General features: G+C 69.1%; 17 protein-coding genes. 16 read left to right on the forward strand and 1 reads right to left on the reverse strand.

Translation table 11 applies throughout. The features are described 5' to 3' along the window. Positions 1–251 precede the first annotated feature (251 nt). The 16 genes from PE066_RS00175 (at position 252) to PE066_RS00250 (ending at position 18,357) form a co-directional block, all read left to right on the forward strand. Positions 252–1,430, forward strand: coding sequence for a branched-chain amino acid ABC transporter substrate-binding protein (locus tag PE066_RS00175; RefSeq protein WP_271236638.1), 1,179 nt, complete (start codon positions 252–254; stop codon positions 1,428–1,430). Between the two features lie 253 nt (positions 1,431–1,683). Continuing rightward, on the forward strand, positions 1,684–2,574 hold the full coding sequence (locus PE066_RS00180; RefSeq protein ID WP_271236639.1) for a branched-chain amino acid ABC transporter permease: 891 nt from the start codon (positions 1,684–1,686) through the stop codon (positions 2,572–2,574). A gap of 73 nt (positions 2,575–2,647) precedes the next feature. After that, positions 2,648–3,988, forward strand: a complete 1,341-nt coding sequence (locus PE066_RS00185; protein ID WP_271236640.1) for a branched-chain amino acid ABC transporter permease — start codon at positions 2,648–2,650, stop codon at positions 3,986–3,988. Next, positions 3,985–4,761 carry an ABC transporter ATP-binding protein gene (locus PE066_RS00190; RefSeq protein WP_271234559.1) on the forward strand — a complete coding sequence of 259 codons (777 nt, stop codon included), beginning with the start codon at positions 3,985–3,987 and terminating at the stop codon, positions 4,759–4,761. Before PE066_RS00185 ends, PE066_RS00190 begins: the two co-directional genes overlap by 4 nt. A gap of 85 nt (positions 4,762–4,846) precedes the next feature. Then, positions 4,847–5,542: an ABC transporter ATP-binding protein gene (locus PE066_RS00195; RefSeq protein WP_271234560.1), complete on the forward strand. Its 696-nt coding sequence runs from the start codon at positions 4,847–4,849 to the stop codon at positions 5,540–5,542. 249 nt (positions 5,543–5,791) lie between these two features. After that, on the forward strand, positions 5,792–7,894 hold the full coding sequence (locus tag PE066_RS00200; protein ID WP_271234561.1) for a 3-hydroxyacyl-CoA dehydrogenase NAD-binding domain-containing protein: 2,103 nt from the start codon (positions 5,792–5,794) through the stop codon (positions 7,892–7,894). A 7-nt stretch (positions 7,895–7,901) separates the two neighbouring features. Then, complete coding sequence (locus PE066_RS00205) at positions 7,902–9,377, forward strand: M20 family peptidase (protein ID WP_271234562.1); 1,476 nt, start codon at positions 7,902–7,904, stop codon at positions 9,375–9,377. Positions 9,378–9,408: 31 nt separating this feature from the next. After that, complete coding sequence (locus tag PE066_RS00210; RefSeq protein WP_271234563.1) at positions 9,409–10,584, forward strand: acetyl-CoA C-acyltransferase; 1,176 nt, start codon at positions 9,409–9,411, stop codon at positions 10,582–10,584. Positions 10,585–10,724: 140 nt separating this feature from the next. After that, the gene (locus tag PE066_RS00215) at positions 10,725–12,557 is read left to right on the forward strand and encodes an acyl-CoA dehydrogenase (RefSeq protein WP_271234564.1); all 1,833 of its coding nucleotides are present in this window, start codon (positions 10,725–10,727) and stop codon (positions 12,555–12,557) included. Between the two features lie 32 nt (positions 12,558–12,589). After that, the gene (locus PE066_RS00220) at positions 12,590–13,381 is read left to right on the forward strand and encodes an SDR family oxidoreductase (RefSeq protein WP_271234565.1); all 792 of its coding nucleotides are present in this window, start codon (positions 12,590–12,592) and stop codon (positions 13,379–13,381) included. Positions 13,382–13,397: 16 nt separating this feature from the next. Then, complete coding sequence (locus tag PE066_RS00225) at positions 13,398–13,832, forward strand: PaaI family thioesterase (RefSeq protein ID WP_271234566.1); 435 nt, start codon at positions 13,398–13,400, stop codon at positions 13,830–13,832. A gap of 13 nt (positions 13,833–13,845) precedes the next feature. Continuing rightward, complete coding sequence (locus PE066_RS00230) at positions 13,846–14,862, forward strand: NADP-dependent oxidoreductase (RefSeq protein ID WP_271234567.1); 1,017 nt, start codon at positions 13,846–13,848, stop codon at positions 14,860–14,862. A gap of 14 nt (positions 14,863–14,876) precedes the next feature. After that, a complete protein-coding gene (locus PE066_RS00235) occupies positions 14,877–15,920 on the forward strand; it encodes a fatty acid desaturase family protein (protein WP_271234568.1) in 1,044 nt (347 codons plus the stop codon). 24 nt (positions 15,921–15,944) lie between these two features. Then, complete coding sequence (locus PE066_RS00240; protein ID WP_271234569.1) at positions 15,945–16,892, forward strand: glutathione S-transferase family protein; 948 nt, start codon at positions 15,945–15,947, stop codon at positions 16,890–16,892. After that, positions 16,889–17,794 (forward strand): SDR family oxidoreductase, encoded by a 906-nt coding sequence (locus PE066_RS00245; RefSeq protein ID WP_271234570.1) that lies wholly within the window; start codon positions 16,889–16,891, stop codon positions 17,792–17,794. The genes PE066_RS00240 and PE066_RS00245 overlap by 4 nt, the downstream gene beginning before the upstream one ends. Before the next feature lie 11 nt (positions 17,795–17,805). Continuing rightward, positions 17,806–18,357 (forward strand): methylated-DNA--[protein]-cysteine S-methyltransferase, encoded by a 552-nt coding sequence (locus PE066_RS00250; RefSeq protein ID WP_271234571.1) that lies wholly within the window; start codon positions 17,806–17,808, stop codon positions 18,355–18,357. 37 nt (positions 18,358–18,394) lie between these two features. Here PE066_RS00250 and PE066_RS00255 read toward each other — a convergent pair whose 3' ends face one another. Beyond that, positions 18,395–18,979, reverse strand: a complete 585-nt coding sequence (locus PE066_RS00255) for a hypothetical protein (protein WP_271234572.1) — start codon at positions 18,977–18,979, stop codon at positions 18,395–18,397. Positions 18,980–19,098: the final 119 nt, after the last annotated feature.

Consider the following 19,098-nt stretch of genomic DNA (forward strand, 5'->3'; position numbering starts at 1 on the left):
GGGATAGCCGGGACTGCGCTTACGGGCAATCCCTGACCGTTGCGCTTTGCAAAGCCATTACGCTGCGCCCACCAAACCACCGCAGGAGACACGAGATGAGTTTCACGCTGAGGCATGTCACCGTCGCTGCCGTGCTGGCCATGGGCGGCGCCGGGTTCGCGCTCGCGCAGGCGCCCGCCAAGCCGGCCGCTCCAGCCAAGGAAGCGCCGGCCAAGGCCGCACCGGCGGCTCCTGCGGCAGCGGCCGCCGCCATGGGCGGGCCGCTCAAGAACGAGACCGTGCGCATCGCGTTCATGGACCCGCTGTCCGGGCCGTTCGCCAACGTCGGCCAGAACCAGCTCAAGAGCTGGCAGTTCGTCGCCGAGCAGCTCTCGGGCCGTGCGCCCTCGGGCGTGAGGTTCGAGGTGGTCGGCTTCGACAACAAGGGCTCGCCGCAGGAGAGCCTGAACACCCTGAAGGCGGCCATCGACCAGGGCTTCCGCTACGTCACCCAGGGCAACGGCTCGGGCGCCGCCACCGCCATCCTGGATGCCGTGTCCAAGCACAACGCGCGCAATCCCGGCAAGGAAGTCGTCTATCTCAACTACGCGGCGGTCGATCCGGCGTTGACCAACGAGAAGTGCGACTACTGGCACTACCGCCTGGACGCCGACACCTCCATGAAGATGGAGGCGCTGACCTCCTTCATGAAGGACCAGCCCAGCGTCAAGAAGGTCTTCCTGATCAACCAGAACTACTCGCACGGCCACCAGGTCGCCAAGTACTTCAAGGACGCGATCAAGCGCAAGCGCCCCGACGTGCAGATCGTCGGTGAAGACCTGCACCCGATCGGCCAGGTCAAGGACTTCTCGCCCTACGTGGCCAAGATCAAGCAGGCCGGCGCCGACACCATCGTCACCGGCAACTGGGGCCAGGACCTCACGCTGCTGGTCAAGGCGCTGAACGACGCCGGCCTGAAGATCCCGATGTACACCTACTACGCCGGCGTCACGGGCACGCCCACGGCGCTGGCCGCCGGCGGCGACAGCGAGGTGTACGTGGTGGCCTATGGCCACGCCAACCAGACCGGCGAGATCGGCAAGCTCGCCGCCGACTTCCACAAGAAGTTCAACGACGACTACTACACCTTCGCCACCTACAACGGCATCAACCTGCTGAACAACGCGATGGCCAAGGCCGGCTCCACCGACCCGGTCAAGGTGGCGCGGGCGCTGGAAGGGCTGTCGGTCAAGAGCTTCGCCGGCGACGTGCAGATGCGCGGCTCCGACCACCAGCTGCAGATGCCGATGTACATCACCAAGTGGCAAAAGGCCAAGAAGGGCGAGTACAGCGTCGAGAACACCGGCTACACCTTCGTGCCGATCAAGCAGATGGATTCCTACGTGTCCAGCACGCCCACCAGCTGCCAGATGAAGCGGCCGGGCGCGTGACGGTTCCGGCCCGCGGCCGGCGCCGCGGGCCTTGCGCAGGAGCCGGGGGGCTAGGACGAGGGAAACAGCCTTTCCTGTTTCCCGTCGCTAGCCCCTCTTCATGAACGCCGCCGATCGTCTCGCATGGATTCCACCCGCCTGCGGTGCCCAGGCCCACAACCCGTAGTTCCCCGTCCCCAGCCTCCGGTCTCCCTCAGTGGAATTCTTCACCATCTCCCTCCTGAACGGCATCAGCTACGGGCTGCTGCTGTTCATGCTGAGTTCAGGCCTCACGCTGATCTTCAGCATGATGGGCGTGCTCAACTTCGCCCACGCCAGCTTCTACATGCTGGGGGCGTACTTCGCGTTCACCACCGCGCAGCTGGTGGGCTACTGGCCGGCGCTGGCAGTCGCGCCGCTGCTGGTGGGCGTGCTGGGCGCCCTGTTCGAGAAGTACTGCCTACGCCGGGTGCACAAGTTCGGCCACGTGCCCGAGCTGCTCATCACCTTCGGCCTGTCCTTCATCCTGCTCGAGATGGTGCAACTGGTGTGGGGCACCGGCTCGGTCGACTACCGGGTGCCGGCGGCGCTGGACGGCCCGCTGTTCACGCTGTACGGCACCCAGTTCCCGATGTACCGCGGCTTCATGATGCTGGTGGCGGTGCTGATGCTGGTGGCGATCTGGCTGCTGCTCACGCGCACCCGCATCGGGCTGGTGATCCAGGCGGCGCTGACGCATCCGGGCGCGGTCGAGGCGCTGGGCCACAACGTGCCGCGCGTGTTCATGCTGGTGTTCGGCGGCGGCGCCGCGCTGGCCGGCCTGGCGGGCGTGATCGGCGGCAACGCCTTCGTCACCGAGCCGGGCATGGCGGCCACGGTGGGCTCCATCATCTTCGTGGTGGTGGTGGTCGGCGGCATGGGCTCGCTGTCGGGCGCGTTCCTGGCCTCGCTGCTGATCGGCATCGTGCAGACCTTCGCAGTGGGCGTGGACGCCTCCATCCAGGGCGCGCTGGACACGGTCGGCCTGCACGTGTCGTCCGACACCTTCGGCTACGCCCTCTGGAAGCTCAAGATCAGCCAGGTCGCGCCCATCCTGCCCTACCTGTTCCTGGTGCTGATGCTGATCTTCCGGCCCAAGGGCCTGCTGGGCACGCGGGAGGGCTGACGCAATGGGCAGCCTGACCGACACGCAGCAAGCGCCGGCCACGGCGCAGGAGAACACGCGGGTGGGCGTTCCGATGCCACTGGCGGGCACGTCGCCATCGTCCATCCCCGCCACCGGCGCCAAGGCGGGCTATTACGAGTTCAAGCCCTGGAACGTGGGCCGCTGGCTGATCTGGTCGCTGTTCGCCATCGTGCTGCTGGTGGCGCCGCTGGTGTTCACCAGCTCGCTGGCGCACACCATGCTCAGCCAGATGGGCATCGCGATCATCGTCTGCCTGTCCTACAACATGCTGCTGGGGCAGGGCGGCATGCTCAGCTTCGGGCATGCGGTGCACTCGGGCCTGGGCGCCTTCCTGGCGATCCACGCGCTCAACCTGGTCTCGGCCGGCACGCTGCCGCTGCCCGTGAGCCTGGTCCCCATCGCCGGCGGGCTGGCCGGCCTGGCCTTCGCGCTGCTGCTGGGATGGGTCACGACCAAGAAGGCCGCCACCCCGTTCGCGATGATCACGCTGGGCATCGGCGAGCTGGTCTGGGCCTCGTCGCTGATGTTCCCCGAGTTCTTCGGCGGCGAGGGCGGCATCTCGGGCAACCGGGTGACCGGCTCCCAGCCGTTGGGCATCACCTTCGGGCCGCAAATACAGCTCTACTACCTGATCGCGCTCTACACCTTCATCTGCACCGGCGCCATGTACGCCTTCACCCGCACGCCGCTGGGCCGCATGATCAACGCGGTGCGCGACAACCCCGAGCGGGTCGAGTTCGTCGGCTACAACACCCAGATGGTGCGCTTCCTGGTGTTCTGCGTGGCGGCCTTCTTCGCCGGCATCTCCGGCGGGCTGGCGGCGCTGAACTTCGAGATCGTGACCTCCGAGGTGGTGAGCGGGCCGCGCTCGGGCGCCTACCTGCTGTTCACCTTCCTGGGCGGCGCCACCTTCTTCTTCGGGCCGATCATCGGCGCCGTGCTGATGGTGCTGGCCTTCGTGCTGCTGTCCGAGCTGACCAAGGCCTGGCTGCTGTACCTGGGCCTGGTGTTCCTGTTCATGGTGATGTACGCACCCGGCGGCATCGCCAGCCTGATCATGATGAACATGCGCGTGGCGTCGTTCGGCCGCCTGCGCGAGCTCTGGGTCAGCTACCTCGCGCTGGGCGCCACGGCGCTGATCACGCTGCTCGGGGCGGCCGGCCTGATCGAGATGGTCTACCACCTCAAGCTCAATGCCGCGCTGGGGCCGCAGCTGCAGTTCCTGGGCGCGACGCTCGATGCCAAGGGGGTGGACAGCTGGTTCGGCTGCACCTTCGTCATGCTCAGCGGCATCGGCCTGTTCGAGCTCACCCGGCGCCAGTTCGTGCGCCAGTGGGGCGAGATCCAGGAATTCATCGAAAAAGAGACCAAGCGCCGGGAGAGCCAGCCATGACGGCGTACGCGCTGGAACTGCGCGACCTGCACAAGAGCTTCGGCAAGACCGAGATCATCCGCGGCGCCAACCTGGCCGTGCGGCCCGGCGAGCGGGTGGCGGTGATCGGCCCCAACGGCGCCGGCAAGTCGACCCTGTTCAACCTGATCAGCGGCCGCTTCGAGCCTAGCAGCGGCGAGGTGCTGCTCAACGGCCGGCGCATCGACGGCAAGCGGCCGTTCGAGATCAACCGGCTGGGCCTGTCGCGCAGCTTCCAGATCACCAACATCTTCCCCAAGCTCAGCGTCTTCGAGAACCTGCGCTGCGGCGTGCTGTGGAGCCTGGGCTACCGCTACACCTTCTTCAAGTTCCTGGCCAACCTGCACGACGCCAACGAGCGGGCCGAGCAGCTGATGCAGATGATCCACCTGGAGCGCAAGCGCGACGTGCTGGCCGTGAACCTGACGTACGCCGAGCAGCGTGCGCTGGAGATCGGCATCACCATCGGCGGCGGCGCCGGCGTGATCCTGCTGGACGAACCCACGGCCGGCATGAGCAAGAGCGAGACCCGGCGCTTCATCGAGCTGATCAAGGAAGTGACCGTCGGCAAGACGCTGCTGACGGTGGAGCACGACATGGGGGTGGTGTTCGGCCTGGCCGACAAGATCGCGGTGGTGGTCTACGGCGAGGTGATCGCCTTCGACACGCCGGAGAAGGTGCGCGCCAACCAGCGGGTGCAGGAGGCGTACCTCGGCTCTCACGTGGCGGATGCCCAGGTGGGAGCGCACGCATGAGAGCGCCTGTGCTGCCTCGCTTCGTGGACTCGCTGCCCGCCGAGGGGGCGCCCGGGCGCCCCGACGTGGCTCGCCGGAGGCCGTGATGCTCAGGATCGACAACCTCCACGCCTTCTACGGCAAGAGCCACGTCCTGCACGGCGTTCACTTCGAGGTGCAGCCCGGCGAGATCGTGGCTTTGCTGGGCCGCAACGGCTCTGGCCGCTCGACCACGGCCAAGGCCATCATGGGCATGGTCGAGTGCACCGGCTCGGTCGAATGGAAGGGCCAGCCTACGCGGGGGCGCAAGCCCTACGAGATCGCCCACCTGGGCATCGGCTACGTGCCGGAGAACCGCGAGATCTTCCCGACGCTGACGGTGCACCAGAACCTGATGCTGGGGCAGAAGCGCGCCGGCCAGCAGGGCCGCTGGTCGTTCGACGACATGTACGCGATGTTCCCGCGCCTGAAGGAGCGCCAGCACACCGAGGCCGGCGTGCTGTCGGGCGGCGAGCAGCAGATGCTGACGCTGTGCCGCACACTGATGGGCGACCCCGAGCTGATCATCATCGACGAGCCCACCGAAGGGCTGGCGCCCAAGATCGTCGAGCTGGTCGGCGAGTACCTGAAGAAGCTCAAGGAGCGCGGCCTGTCCGTGCTGCTGATCGAGCAGAAGCTGACCATCGCCATGACGGTGTCCGACCGGGCGCTGGTGATGGGGCATGGCAGCATCGTTTTCCAGGGCACGCCGGACAGCCTGAGGGCCGACGCCTACACTCGCAAGGAGTGGCTGGAAGTCTAGTCACGCGCGAATCGCTGCGCGATTCGCGCGTGGCTCTGATCAGTTGGGCGAGGACCGGCGAAGCCGGATCCTCGCCCAAGGGGTGTCCGCGCTGCATGTTATTCCGCGCGGACGGTTCGACCTGCGGTCGGAAGCGATGGGGCCATTCCAAAGTCCCTGCCGCGACAAGACGGCATTGCAGCGCAGCATGCCTTTCCTAGAATCGCCCCAAGCGAACGAGCGTTCTTTTTCTTTCCAGGAGCACCGCACATGACGGCTGAATACAAGGTGCACGGCGACGTGGCCGTGATCACGATGGACAACCCGCCCGTCAACGGGCTGGGGCTGGCATTGCGGCAGGCCTTCGCCGCCGGGCTGGAGCGGGCCAATGCCGATCCGGCCGTCAAGGCGATCGTGGTCACCGGCGCCGGCAAGGCCTTCTCGGGCGGCGCCGACATCAAGGAGTTCGGCTCGCCCAAGGCGATCGCCGAACCCAACCTGCTGTCGCTGATCCTGGCGCTGGAGAACTCGGCCAAGCCGACGGTCGCCGCGGTCCATTCGGTCTGCATGGGCGGTGGGCTGGAGCTGTCGCTGGGCTGCCACTACCGCATCGCCGCGCCCGGCTGCAACGTGGCGCTGCCCGAGGTCAAGCTGGGCCTGATCCCCGGCGCCGGCGGCACGCAGCGCCTGCCGCGCGTGCTGGGCGTCGAGACCGCGCTGAACATGATCGTCTCGGGCGAGCCGGTCAAGAGCGAGCTGCTGGCGCAGCAGCCCGGCCAGAAGCTGTTCGACAGGATGGCCGCTTCGGCCGAATCGCTGCTCGAGGAAGCCCTGGCCTTCGCGCGCCAGGTCGCTGGCCAGCGACCGCTGCCGCGCGTGCGCGACCTGCCGTGCAAGCACCCGCGCGGCGATGCCTACTTCCAGTTCGCCCGCAACATGGTCAAGGGCATGGCGAAGAACTTCCCGGCGCCGCTCAAGTGCGTCGACGCCGTCGAGGCCGCGACGACGAAGAGGTTCGACGACGGCATGCTGTACGAGCGCGAGCTGTTCCTCAACCTGATGCTCACGCCGGAGAGCCGCGCGCTGCGCCACATCTTCATGGCCGAGCGCGCCGCCTCCAAGATCCCCGACGTCCCGGAAGACACGCCCAAGCGCGAGATCAGGAGCGTGGCCGTCATCGGCGCCGGCACCATGGGCGGCGGCATCTCGATGAACTTCCTGAACGCGGGCATCCCGGTGACCCTCCTGGAGATGAAGCAGGAGGCGCTGGACCGCGGCATCGCCACCATCCGCAAGAACTACGAGGCCCAGGTCAAGAAGGGCAAGCTCAAGCAGGACAAGTACGAGCAGCGCATGGCCCTGCTCAAGACCACGCTGTCCTACGACGACCTCAAGGACGCCGACCTGGTGATCGAGGCGGTGTTCGAGGAGATGGGCGTCAAGCAGAAGGTGTTCGAGACGCTCGACCAGGTGATGAAGCCCGGCGCGATCCTGGCCAGCAACACCTCCACCCTGGACGTCAACAAGATCGCCGCGTTCACCAGGCGCCCGCAGGACGTGGTCGGCATGCACTTCTTCAGCCCGGCCAACGTGATGAAGCTGCTGGAGGTGGTGCGCGGCGAGAAGACCGCAAAGGACGTCCTGGCCACCGTGATGGCCACCGCCAAGAAGATCAAGAAGACGGCGGTCGTCTCCGGCGTGTGCGACGGCTTCATCGGCAACCGCATGATCGAGCAGTACAGCCGCCAGGCCGGCTTCCTGCTGGACGAGGGCGCCACGCCGCAGCAGGTGGACCGGGCGATCGAGAGGTTCGGCTTCGCCATGGGTCCGTTCCGCATGGGCGACCTGGCCGGCAACGACATCGGCTGGGCGATCCGCAAGCGCCGGGCCGCCGAGCGCCCCGACATGAAGTACAGCCGCACCGCCGACAAGCTGTGCGAACTGGGCCGCTTCGGCCAGAAGACCGGCGCCGGCTGGTACGACTACCAGCCCGGCAAGCGCGATGCGATTCCGTCCAAGCTGGTCGAGGACATGGTCGCTTCGCACCGCAAGGAGCTGGGCATCGAGCCGCGCAAGATTTCCGACGAGGAAATCGTGCAGCGCCTGGTGTTCTCGCTGGTCAACGAGGCGGCCCGCATCCTGGAGGAGGGCATCGCCTCGCGCGCCAGCGACATCGACATGGTCTACCTGACCGGCTACGGCTTCCCGATCCACCGCGGCGGCCCCATGCTGTACGCCGACCAGGTCGGGCTGTTCAACGTGATGCAGGCCATGCACCGATTCCAGCGCAACCCGCGCGACGACGCCGCCTTCTGGGAGCCGGCGCCGCTGATCAAGAAGCTGGTGGCGGAGGGCAAGGGACTGACCGGCTGACCCTCCAATGCTCAAGCGCGTTCTCCTCGCGGTACTCGGCCTGGTGCTGCTGCTGGCAGCGGCGGTGGCCGTGAACACCCTGCGCCAGGGCTCACGCCAGCTGCAGGTGCCGCCGGCGCCGCCGCTCGCGCTCGATGCCAATGCGGTGGCGGACAAGCTGGCCGGCGCGATCCGCTTTCGCACCGAGTCCAGCCTGGCCGACCCGCAGGCCAACGCCGAGGAGTTCCGCAAGCTCCACGCGTACTTGGAGCAGCGGTTTCCGCGCCTGCACGCCACGCTGCAGCGCGAGCTGGTGGGTGGCCTCAGCCTGCTCTACACCTGGCGCGGCACCGACCCCGACGCCCGGCCCATCGCCCTGATGGCGCACCACGACGTGGTACCGATCGAGCCGGGCACCGAGAAGAACTGGACAGCCGGTCCCTACGCCGGCGAGGTGCGTGACGGCTTCGTCTGGGGCCGCGGCGCCTGGGACGACAAGGGCAACCTCGTCGCCCAGATGGAAGCGATCGAGTTGCTGCTCGCCTCGGCATTCCAGCCGCGCCAGACCGTGTACCTGATCTCCGGCGCCGACGAGGAAGTGAGCGGCCTGCGCGGCGCGCAGCAGATCGTGAAGCTGCTGGAACAACGCAAGGTCCGGCTCGAGTTCGTGATCGACGAAGGGCTGTTCGTCACCGAAGGGCTGATGCCGGGCGTCGCCGCCCCGGTCGCGCTGGTGGGCGTCGCCGAGAAAGGCTACCTGTCGGTGGCGATTAAGGCCAAGGGCATCCCGGGCCACTCGTCGGCGCCGCCGCCGCCGGGCCAGACGGCGATCTCCAAGCTGTCCGCCGCCTTGGGCCGGCTGGAGCAGCAGCAGTTGCCGGCCGCGATGAAGGGCGTGGCGCGCGAGATGTTCGAGACGCTGGCGCCCGAGATGGGCGGCTTCCAGCGGGTCGCGCTGTCCAACCTGTGGCTGTTCGGCCCGGTCGTCCAGGGCCAGCTGGAGAAGGCCGGCAGCACCAATGCGATGCTGCGCACCACCACCGCCTTGACCATCTTGCAGGCCGGCAACAAGGACAACGTCATCCCCGAGCAGGCGCAGGCCGTGGTGAACTTCCGCATCATGCCGGGCGAGACCCGCAGCAGCGTCCTGCAGCACGTGCGCGAGCAGGTGGGCGACGGGTTCGAACTGAGCGAAATCCCCGGTGGCGCCGACCCGACCGGCATCTCGCCGACCGCGGCGCCTTCCTACCAGCTGCTCAACCGCACCTTGCGCTCGCTGCATCCCGACGTGCTGGTCACGCCGGCGCTGTACGTGGCCGGGTCGGACTCGCGCCACTTCACCGGCCTGACCGACAACATCTATCGCTTTTCCCCCATTCGCGTGAAGCCGGAGGACCTGCCCCGGCTGCACGGCACCAACGAGCGCATCTCGGTCGCCAACCTGGGTGAGCTCGTCCGCTTCTACCACCAGCTGCTGCGCAACCTCAACTCGCCGGCGCCCTGAAACCGGAAACCCGCAAGAAAGGCACTCCACCATGACCCAAGCCGTCATCGTCTCCACCGCCCGCACGCCGCTGACCAAGAGCTGGAAGGGCGCCTTCAACATGACGCACGGCGCCACGCTCGGCGGCCACGCCGTCCGGCACGCCGTGCAGCGCGCCGGCATCGAGCCGGGCGCGGTGGAAGACGTGCTCATGGGCTGCGCCAACCCCGAAGGCGCCACCGGCTCCAACATCGCGCGCCAGATCGCGCTGATGGCCGACCTGCCGATCACGGTGTCGGGCATGACCGTCAACCGGTTCTGCTCGTCCGGCCTGCAGACCATCGCCATGGCTTCGCAGCGCATCATCGCCGGCGAGGGCGAGGTGTACGTGGCCGGGGGCGTGGAGAGCATCTCCTGCGTGCAGCAGGAGATGAACCTGCACATGATCAAGGATCCGGACCTGGAGCAGAAGAAGCCCGAGATCTACTGGTCCATGCTGCAGACCGCCGAGCAGGTCGCCAAGCGCTACGGCATCGACCGCGACCGCATGGACGAGTACGGCGCCGCCAGCCAGCAGAGGGCCTGCGCCGCCCAGGCGGCCGGCAAGTTCGAAGACGAGATCGCGCCGATCACGGTCAAGGCCGGCGTGGCCGACCCGGTCATGGGCCTGCGCACCAAGGAAGTCACGGTCAGCAAGGACGAAGGCCTGCGCGAGGGCACCACGAAGGAGGGCATCAGCGGCATCAAGCCGGCGCTGCCGGGCGGCGTGATCGCGGCCGGCAATGCCAGCCAGTTCTCCGACGGCGCCGGCGCCTGCGTGGTGGTCGGTGAAGGCTACGCGTCGAAGCACAACCTCAAGCCGATCGGCCGCTTCCTCGGCTTCGCGGTGGCCGGCTGCGAGCCCGACGAGATGGGCATCGGCCCGGTGTTCGCCGTGCCCAAGGTGCTCAAGCAGCTGGGCCTGAAGGTCGAGGACATCGACCTGTGGGAGCTGAACGAGGCCTTCGCCGTGCAGGTGCTCTACTGCCGCGACAAGCTGGGCATCCCGGCCGACCGGCTGAACGTCAACGGCGGCGCCATCGCCGTCGGCCATCCCTATGGCGTGTCGGGCCAGCGCCTGACGGGCCATGCGCTGATCGAGGGCAAGCGCCGCGGCGCCAAGCGCGTCTGCGTGACCATGTGCATCGGCGGCGGCATGGGCGCGGCAGGGGTGTTCGAGGTGCTGTAAGAAAGGGGTGTCATGGCGGGCGTGCCCCGCCATCCATCTCCCGGCCGTCGGACACGCCCGCGCGGGTCGAGGCAGCGGGAGATGGATTCCGGCTTTCGCCGGGATGACATCGCCCCCGACCATCGCGCGACCGAGTCACCATGTCCACCCTCCGCCCCACGCTCGATGTCCTGCTCTACGACTGGCTGAAGGTCGATCGGTTGGCCGAGCGTCCCCGCTTTGCCGACCACTCGCGCGACACCTTCGACGCCGTGCTCGATACCTGCGAGCGCATCGCGCGCGAGAAGTACGCGCCGTTCAACCGGCTGGTCGACACCGAGGAGCCGCGCTTCGACGGCGAGCAGGTGATCCTGCCGCAGGCCACCAAGGACGCGTGGGACGCCTACGCCGGCTCCGGCATGCTGAGCGCCGCGCAGGACTACGCCATCGGCGGCATGCAGTTGCCGTACACGGTGGAGGCGGCCGCCGGCGCGTTCTTCGCCACCGCCTCGGTCAGCATCGGCGCCGGCCTGCTGACGGTGGGCAACGCCAATCTGCTGATGGCGCATGGCACGGACCTGCAGAAGCAGGTGTTCGCGGCCAACGAGTTCAGCGGGCGCTTTTCCGGCACCATGTGCCTGTCGGAGCCGCAGGCCGGCTCCTCGCTGTCGGACGTGGCGACGCGGGCGGTGCCCGACGGCGCCGACTTCGAGGCCGACCCGCTCGGCCCACGCTACCGCCTCACCGGCAACAAGATGTGGATCTCGGCCGGCGAGCACGAGCTGGCCGAGAACATCGTCCACCTGGTGCTGGCCAAGATCCCGGGGCCGGACGGCAAGCTGGTGCCGGGCACGCGCGGCATCTCGCTGTTCATCGTGCCCAAGAAGCTGGTGGGGCCGGATGGCCGGCTCACCGGCGAGCGCAACGACGTGGCGCTGGCCGGCCTGAACCACAAGCTGGGCTGGCGCGGCACCACCAACACGCTGCTGAACTTCGGGGAAGGGCGGTACCCGGTGCGCGGCGCCGCCGGCGCGATCGGCTACCGGGTGGGCCAACCGGGCGAAGGCCTGCGCTGCATGTTCCACATGATGAACGAGGCGCGCATCGGCATCGGGATGGCGGCCACCTCGCTGGGCCTGGCGGGCTACTACGCGTCGCTCGACTATGCGAGGAACCGTCCGCAGGGCCGCCCCGTGGGGCCGGGCGGCAAGGATCCCGCGCAGCCGCAGGTGCGCATCATCGAGCACGCCGACGTCAAACGCATGCTGCTGGCGCAGAAGGCCTATGCCGAGGGTGCGCTGGCGCTGATGCTGTACTGCGCGCGGCTGGTGGACGAGCAGCACACCGGCGCGCCGGACGCCGCCGACGAGGCGCGCCTGCTGCTGGAAGTGCTGACGCCGATCGCCAAGAGCTGGCCCAGCGAGTTCTGCCTGGAGGGCAACTCGCTGGCCATCCAGGTCCATGGCGGCTACGGCTACACGCGCGACTTCCCGGTCGAGCAGTACTGGCGCGACCAGCGCCTGAACATGATCCACGAGGGCACGCACGGCATCCAGGCCACCGATTTGCTGGGCCGCAAGGTGGTGATGGAGGGCGGCCGTGGCCTGCAGCTGCTGGCCGGGCGCGTCAACGCCACCATCGGGCGGGCGCTGCAGCGCGCCGACCTGGCCGCACACGGCAACGAGCTGGCCCGGGCCCTGCAGCACGTCGGTGCCGCCACCAAGGCCGCCTGGTCCTCCGGCGACCCGACCATGGCGCTGGCCAACGCGGTGCCCTACATGCAGGCGTTCGGCCACACGGTGATCGCCTGGATCTGGCTGGACGTGCTGCTCACGGTCCCGGCCGAGGCCAGCGCGCGCAGCGCCGCCGAAACCGGGCGCGTGCACGCCGGCCGATACTTCTTCCACTACGAACTGCCCAAGATCGGCGCCTGGCTGCGGGTGGTCGAGACGCGCGACCCCACCTGCGCCCACATGCCCGAAGAGGCGTTCTGAACCCTTTCGAAACCCAACCCGAGACAAGGCCCATGACCCGCACCATCCAGCAACTCATCGACCTCGGCGGCAAGACCGCGCTCGTCACCGGCGGCTCGCGCGGCCTCGGCCTGCAACTGGCGCATGCGCTGGGCGAAGCGGGCGCGAAGATCATGCTGACCTCGCGCAAGGCGGCCGACCTGGAGGAGTCCGCGGCCGAACTGCAGGCGGCCGGCATCGACGCGCGCTGGATCGCCGCCGACGCCTCGCGCGAGGAGGACATCCGCCGCATGGCCGACGAGACGCTCGAGCGCATGGGCGACGTCCACATCCTGGTCAACAACGCCGGCGCCGCCTGGGGCGCGCCGGCCGAGGACCACCCGGTGGAGGCCTGGGACAAGCTGATGAACCTGAACGTGCGCGGCTATTTCATCCTCAGCCAGCACATCGCCAAGAAGAGCATGATCCCGCGCCAGGGCGGCCGCATCATCAACATCGCCTCGATCGCCGGGCTGGGCGGCAACCCGCCGGAGATGCAGACGCTGGCCTACAACACGTCCAAGGGCGCGGTCATCAACTTCACCCGTGCGCTGGCCTGCGAGTGGGGCCGCTACGGCATCAACGTCAATGCCATCTGTCCCGGCTTCTTCCCCAGCAAGATGACGCGCGGCACGCTCGACCGGCTGGGCGAGGACAAGCTCGCCGCCCACGCGCCGCTGCGCCGGCTCGGCGACGACGAGGACCTGAAGGGCACGGCCGTGCTGTTCGCCTCCGATGCCGGCAAGCACATCACCGGCCAGTGGCTGGCGGTGGATGGCGGCGTCAGCGTCGTCACCGGCGGTTGAGGCACCCGGGTTGTCCATGCACTTCGGCGCCGACATTCCCTTCGTCCACCACCTGGGCTTCGAGCTGCAGCGGATGGAGGGCGGCGAATCGCTGATCGCATACCAGGCCCGGCCCGAGCACCTCAACTCGTTCGGCGTCACCCATGGCGGCGCCGTGATGACGCTGATGGACGTGGCCATGGCGGTGGCGGCGCGCAGCATCCAGAAGGACATGGGCGTGGTCACCATCGAGATGAAGACCACCTTCATGCAGCCCTCGCGGGGACTGCTCGCCGCGCGCGGCCGGCTGATGCACCGCACCGCGACCCTGGCCTTCTGCGAGGCCACCATCAGCGACGAAGCCGGCGCCGCGTGCGCGCACGCCACCGGCACCGGCACCTTCAAGTACGTGCCGCGGCTGCCGGTCGGCCGCAAGGGCACGCACGCCTTCAACGTGATCTCCACCGACTGACCAGGAGGACGCCATGCCGACCAACCGCCAGATCCTGCTCGACAACCGCCCGCAGGGCGAAGCCACCACCGCCAACTTCAAGCTGGTCAGCAGCGAGACGCCGCCGCTGCAGGACGGCCAGGTGCTGGTGCGCCACCATTTCCTCAGCCTGGACCCGTACATGCGCGGCCGCATGAACGAGAGCAAGAGCTACGCCCAGCCGCAGCCGCTGGGCGAGGTGATGATCGGCGGCACCGCCGGCGAGGTGGTGGAAAGCCGCCACCCGAAGTACCAGCCCGGCGACATGGTGCAGGGCATGGGCGGCTGGCAGGAATACAGCGTGGTCGATGCCGCGCAGCCGGGCGCGCTGCGCAAGCTGGACACCACGCAGGTGCCGCTGTCGCAGTACCTGGGCGCCGTCGGCATGCCCGGCGTGACGGGCTGGTACGGGCTGGTGAAGATCATCGAGCCGAAGCCCGGCCAGACGATCGCGGTCAGCGCCGCCAGCGGCGCCGTCGGCAGCACCGTGGGCGTGCTGGCCAAGGCGCGCGGCTGCCGCGCGGTGGGCATCGCCGGCGGACCCGAGAAGTGCCGCTACGTGACCGAGGAGCTGGGCTTCGACGCCTGCATCGACTACAAGCAGCACGCCGATGCGATCTCGCTGTCGAAGGCGCTCAAGCAGGCCTGCCCGGACGGCATCGACGGCTACTTCGAGAACGTCGGCGGCATGGTGATGGATGCCGTGATGCTGCGCATGAATGCCTTCTCGCGCATCGCCCTGTGCGGCATGATTTCCGGCTACGACGGCAAGCCAATCCCGATGTCGTACCCGCAACTGCTGCTCACCAACCGCATGCGGGTGCAGGGCTTCATCGTCAGCGAGCACATGGAGGTCTGGCCCGAGGCCCTGAAGGAACTGGGCGAGCTGGTGGGCAGCGGCAAGCTGCGTCCGCGCGAGACCATCGCCCAGGGCCTGGAGTCGGCGCCCGAGGCCTTCCTGGGCCTGCTGCGCGGCCGCAACTTCGGCAAGCAGCTGGTCAAGCTGGTGTGACGGCGGGCCAGGGCATGGAGCCACGCCAGGGCGAGGAGTTCCGCGAAGACCTGCGACCCGGCGCGCGCAATGCCCAGGCGCGGCGGCTGCTCACGCCGCAGGAACTGGCGCCGCTGACACGGCTCTCGTCCTGGCGCTCGGCCCTTTCCATCGCCCACACTTTCGGCCTGATCGCACTGGCGATGGCGCTGGCGATCGCCACCTGGCCGAGCGCCTGGATGCTGCTGTCCCTCGTGGCGATCGGGGTCGCGCAGCATGGCCTGTTCATCCTGGCGCACGAGGCCGCGCACTACCGCCTGTTCCCCGGCCGCAGCGCCAACGACCTCGTCGGCCGTGCCATCGGCATGGTCGGCGGCGTGTCCATGTGCACGTACCGCGTGACGCACCGGCTGCACCACAACAACCTGTACACCGAGGAAGACCCGGACACCGCCATCCACGGGGGCTACCCGCGCGGCAAGGGTTACCTCCTGAACAAGCTGGTGCGCGACGTGCTGGGGCTGAACGCCTGGAAGACCTTTGCCTACTTCTTCGGCGCGCCGGCGATCAACGACGACACCCGGCGGGAGATCCGGCCGCTGGACGACACCTCGCCGCAGCTGCGGGCCGCCGCGCGCGCCGATCGCCTCTGGGTCGCCGGTTTTCACGTGGCCGCGCCGCTGGCGGCCCTCGCGCTGGGCGGCTGGCGCGGCCTCGCGATGTACACCGTGCTCTGGGTGGTGCCGCTGGTCACCGTGCTGCAGCCGATCCTGCGCCTGCGCGCCATCTGCGAGCATGGCGCGGCCCATGACCTGGGCTCGCCGCTGACGGCCGCACGCACCAACCGGACCTGGGGCTCCTGGCCGAACCGCCTGGCGCGCGCGGTCCTGTTCCCGCACCACGTGAACTACCACGTGGAGCACCACCTCTACCCGGCCGTGCCGCACTACCACCTGCCGGCGCTGCACCGCCTGCTGCAGGACAAGGGCGCGCTGGAGGCAGCCGAGGTCCGCGATTTCACGGGGACCTGGCGACTGGTGTTCGCCCCCCGTTCGGCAGCCCGGCCACGCCCCCGCTGAGCAAGCACTCCGACAAGGACTTCGATGACCGAGCTGATCCTGCACCACTACCCCGAGTCGCCGTTCGCCGAGAAGATCCGGCTGGTGCTGGGCCACAAGAAGCTGGCCTGGAAATCGGTGCACATCCCGGCCGTGATGCCCAAGCCGGACGTGGTGGCGCTGACCGGCGGCTATCGCCGGACGCCGCTGCTGCAGGTCGGCGCCGACATCTACTGCGACACCTCGCTGATCGGCGACGTGCTGGAGCACGTGCAGCCCGAGCCCCCGCTGTACCCGGCGCACCTGAAAGGCGTGGCGCGGGTGTTCGCGCAATGGGCCGACAGCACGCTGTTCTGGGCGGCGATGACGTACAGCATCCAGCCCAAGTCCATGGCGCAGATGTTCCAGAGCGCCGAGATCGGCCAGGCCTTCGCGACCGATCGCAAGGCCATGCGCAGCAACATGACCCAGCTGCGCCTGGGCGACGCCACCTCGGCCTACCGCTCCTACCTGCGCCGGCTGGCCTACATGGCCGACGAACACGATTTCCTGTTCGGCTCGGAAGCCTGCGTCGCCGACTTCGCCGCCTACCACCCGCTGTGGTTCACGCGCACGCGCACCCCGGCGGTGGCGGACATCCTGCAGCCCACGCCCTCGCTGCTGGAGTGGATGGAGCGGGTGTCCTCGGTCGGCCACGGGCGCTTCGAGCCGCTGGCCGCCGCCGATGCGGTCGAGGTGGCGCGCCGCGCCGACCCCGAGCCGCCGGGCCACAACCTGCTGGTGGACAGCGCCTTCCAGGACGACCACGGGATCCCGCTGGGCAGCCGCGTCACCGTGGCCGCCGAGTCGTTCGGCCTCGAGGCCACCGAGGGCGAGCTGATCGCCGCCACCCGCACCCACTACAGCCTGCGCCGCGACGACCCGCGCGCCGGCACCGTGCATGTCCATTTCCCGCGCGTCGGGTACGTCCTGAGGAAGGCAGAAACCGCATGATCGACGACTTCAAGGGCAAGACCGCCGTGCTCACCGGCGCAGCGTCCGGCTTCGGGCTCGAGTGCGCCCGCATCGGCGCGCAACGGGGCATGAACCTGGTGCTGGTGGACGTGCAGCAGGACGCGCTGGACCGCGCGCGCGACGAGATGGAGCAGGCCGGCGCGCCGGTGCTGGCCCGCCGCGTGGATGTCTCCAAGGCCGCCGAGATGGAGGCGCTGGCGCAGGCCGTGCAGCAGCGCTTCGGCGCGCCGCACTTCGTCTTCAACAATGCCGGCGTCGGCGCCGGCGGCCTGGTCTGGGAGAACAGCGTCGCCGACTGGGAGTGGGTGCTGGGCGTCAACCTGTGGGGCGTGGTGCACGGCGTGCGCCTGTTCACGCCCCTGATGCTGGCCGCCGCGAAGGCCGACCCGGCCTGGCGCGGCCACATCGTCAACACCGCCAGCATGGCCGGCCTGCTGACGCCGCCCAACATGGGCATCTACAACGTCAGCAAGCACGCCGTGGTGGCGCTGACCGAGACGCTGTACCAGGACCTGCGCCTGGTCACCGACCAGGTCGGCGCCAGCGTGCTGTGCCCGTACTTCGTGCCCACCGGCATCAACAGCAGCGAGCGCAACCGGCCGGGCGAGCTGGCCTCGGGCCAGCCGACCCGAAGCCAGCTGATCGGCCAGGCCATGAGCGACAAGGCCGTGAGCTCGGGCAAGGTCACCGCGGCGGAAGTGGCGCAGAAGGTGTTCGATGCCGTCGCCGCCGACCAGTTCTACATCTACAGCCACCCCAAGGCGCTGGGCAACGTGCGCAGCCGGATGGAAGCCATCGCCGACCTCCGCAACCCGCCCGACCCGTTCCTGGAGCGGCCCGAGGTCGGCGCCCAGCTGCGCGCCGCCCTGCGCGGCGACTGAGGCGGCGCGCCATGGCCGTGGCCGCCGGCTGCTGCCTGTTCGACACGGCCATCGGCCGCTGCGGCATCGCCTGGCGAGCCGACGGCCGCATCGCCGCGGTGCAGTTGCCGGAGACCACCGACGCCCGGACGCTGGCACGGATGCATCGCTGGTGCGGGCCGGCGCCGGAGGCCGTGCCGCCGGCCAGCGTTGCCGGCGTGATCGGACGGGTGCAGCGCCAGCTGGAAGGCGAGGGCGACACGTTGCAGGACGTTCCGCTGGACTACGAGGGGGTCGGTGCGTTCCAGCGCCGCGTCTACGAGCTGGCGCGGGCGATCCCGCCGGGCCAGGTGCGCACCTATGGCGAGCTGGCGCGGGAACTGGGCGAACCGGGCGCCGCGCGCGCCGTCGGGCAGGCGCTCGGGGCGAATCCCTTCGCGCCCCTCGTGCCGTGCCACCGCATCCTGGCCGCCCACGGCGGCAGCGGCGGCTTCTCGGCCGAGGGCGGCACCCGCACCAAGCTGCGGCTGCTGGAAATCGAAGGCGCGCCGCTGGGGCCGGACGGACCGGGGCTGTTCGACTGAGGCTGCGGTCGTTCCTGCTGGCGCGCGGTCGATGGTCTTAGCGCCCGTGCGGCGCGTGCAGCGGTTCCGGCTCGACCATCCGCCCCGGCGGCACGTCCTCGGGCTGCGCCGACATCGGCGTCTCGACGTGCTCGACCCGCTCGACACGGGCCGGGCGGTTGTCCAGCCGGCGCTCCAGTTCCCCCATCCGTGACGTCAGCAGGTGGTACATCTGCTCGAGCTGGTTGCGCAGCTCCCGGTGGTGCTGCGACAAGGTCTTGTCCAGCTCGGTGTTGGCGGCCTGCTCCCGTTGTCGCATCTCGCGCAGGTGGTTGTCCAGCACGCCGCGCAGGTCGGTGAAGCGGGAGGCCTCGGCGCGCTCGGCCAGGTCGCGCTGGGCCTGCAGGGCCTTGGCGTGCTGGCGCGATTCCACCAGGCTGTGCGTGCGCATCGACACGGCGCTGGCCAGGAACACCAGCAGGGTCAGGGCCAGCAGCGTCAGCAGGATCAGGCCCAGCGGTGCCGTGGCCGTCACCGTGCCGAAGGTCAGCTGCGTGGGCTGGTTGATCTGCGTCCAGTTCTGGGCGGCGAAGCCGGCGACCAGCAGGATGGCCACCAGCAGCAGGACGGTTCGTGCGCGCATCGGTTTCTCCCGTGAAGAGGATGGGCGGAGCTGACCGCATTCTTGGATGTGCCGGGCCTGCGCGGATGTCAGCCGCAACCCCGAATCGCTGTGCGGGGCCTGTGGCAAACTTCCGCGCT

Origin of the sequence: Ramlibacter tataouinensis (assembly GCF_027941915.1) — a bacterium.
Taxonomy (GTDB): domain Bacteria; phylum Pseudomonadota; class Gammaproteobacteria; order Burkholderiales; family Burkholderiaceae_C; genus Ramlibacter; species Ramlibacter tataouinensis_C.

Excerpts from the sequence above, each read along its gene's own strand:
- PE066_RS00175 (WP_271236638.1), top strand. The coding sequence starts at position 252 with ATGGGCGGGCCGCTCAAGAACGAGACCGTGCGCATCGCGTTCATGGAC.
- PE066_RS00180 (WP_271236639.1), top strand. The coding sequence starts at position 1,684 with ATGCTGAGTTCAGGCCTCACGCTGATCTTCAGCATGATGGGCGTGCTC.
- PE066_RS00185 (WP_271236640.1), top strand. The coding sequence starts at position 2,648 with ATGCCACTGGCGGGCACGTCGCCATCGTCCATCCCCGCCACCGGCGCC.
- PE066_RS00190 (WP_271234559.1), top strand. The coding sequence starts at position 3,985 with ATGACGGCGTACGCGCTGGAACTGCGCGACCTGCACAAGAGCTTCGGC.
- PE066_RS00195 (WP_271234560.1), top strand. The coding sequence starts at position 4,847 with ATGCTCAGGATCGACAACCTCCACGCCTTCTACGGCAAGAGCCACGTC.
- PE066_RS00200 (WP_271234561.1), top strand. The coding sequence starts at position 5,792 with ATGACGGCTGAATACAAGGTGCACGGCGACGTGGCCGTGATCACGATG.
- PE066_RS00205 (WP_271234562.1), top strand. The coding sequence starts at position 7,902 with ATGCTCAAGCGCGTTCTCCTCGCGGTACTCGGCCTGGTGCTGCTGCTG.
- PE066_RS00210 (WP_271234563.1), top strand. The coding sequence starts at position 9,409 with ATGACCCAAGCCGTCATCGTCTCCACCGCCCGCACGCCGCTGACCAAG.
- PE066_RS00215 (WP_271234564.1), top strand. The coding sequence starts at position 10,725 with ATGTCCACCCTCCGCCCCACGCTCGATGTCCTGCTCTACGACTGGCTG.
- PE066_RS00220 (WP_271234565.1), top strand. The coding sequence starts at position 12,590 with ATGACCCGCACCATCCAGCAACTCATCGACCTCGGCGGCAAGACCGCG.
- PE066_RS00225 (WP_271234566.1), top strand. The coding sequence starts at position 13,398 with ATGCACTTCGGCGCCGACATTCCCTTCGTCCACCACCTGGGCTTCGAG.
- PE066_RS00230 (WP_271234567.1), top strand. The coding sequence starts at position 13,846 with ATGCCGACCAACCGCCAGATCCTGCTCGACAACCGCCCGCAGGGCGAA.
- PE066_RS00235 (WP_271234568.1), top strand. The coding sequence starts at position 14,877 with ATGGAGCCACGCCAGGGCGAGGAGTTCCGCGAAGACCTGCGACCCGGC.
- PE066_RS00240 (WP_271234569.1), top strand. The coding sequence starts at position 15,945 with ATGACCGAGCTGATCCTGCACCACTACCCCGAGTCGCCGTTCGCCGAG.
- PE066_RS00245 (WP_271234570.1), top strand. The coding sequence starts at position 16,889 with ATGATCGACGACTTCAAGGGCAAGACCGCCGTGCTCACCGGCGCAGCG.
- PE066_RS00250 (WP_271234571.1), top strand. The coding sequence starts at position 17,806 with ATGGCCGTGGCCGCCGGCTGCTGCCTGTTCGACACGGCCATCGGCCGC.
- PE066_RS00255 (WP_271234572.1), bottom strand. The coding sequence starts at position 18,979 with ATGCGCGCACGAACCGTCCTGCTGCTGGTGGCCATCCTGCTGGTCGCC.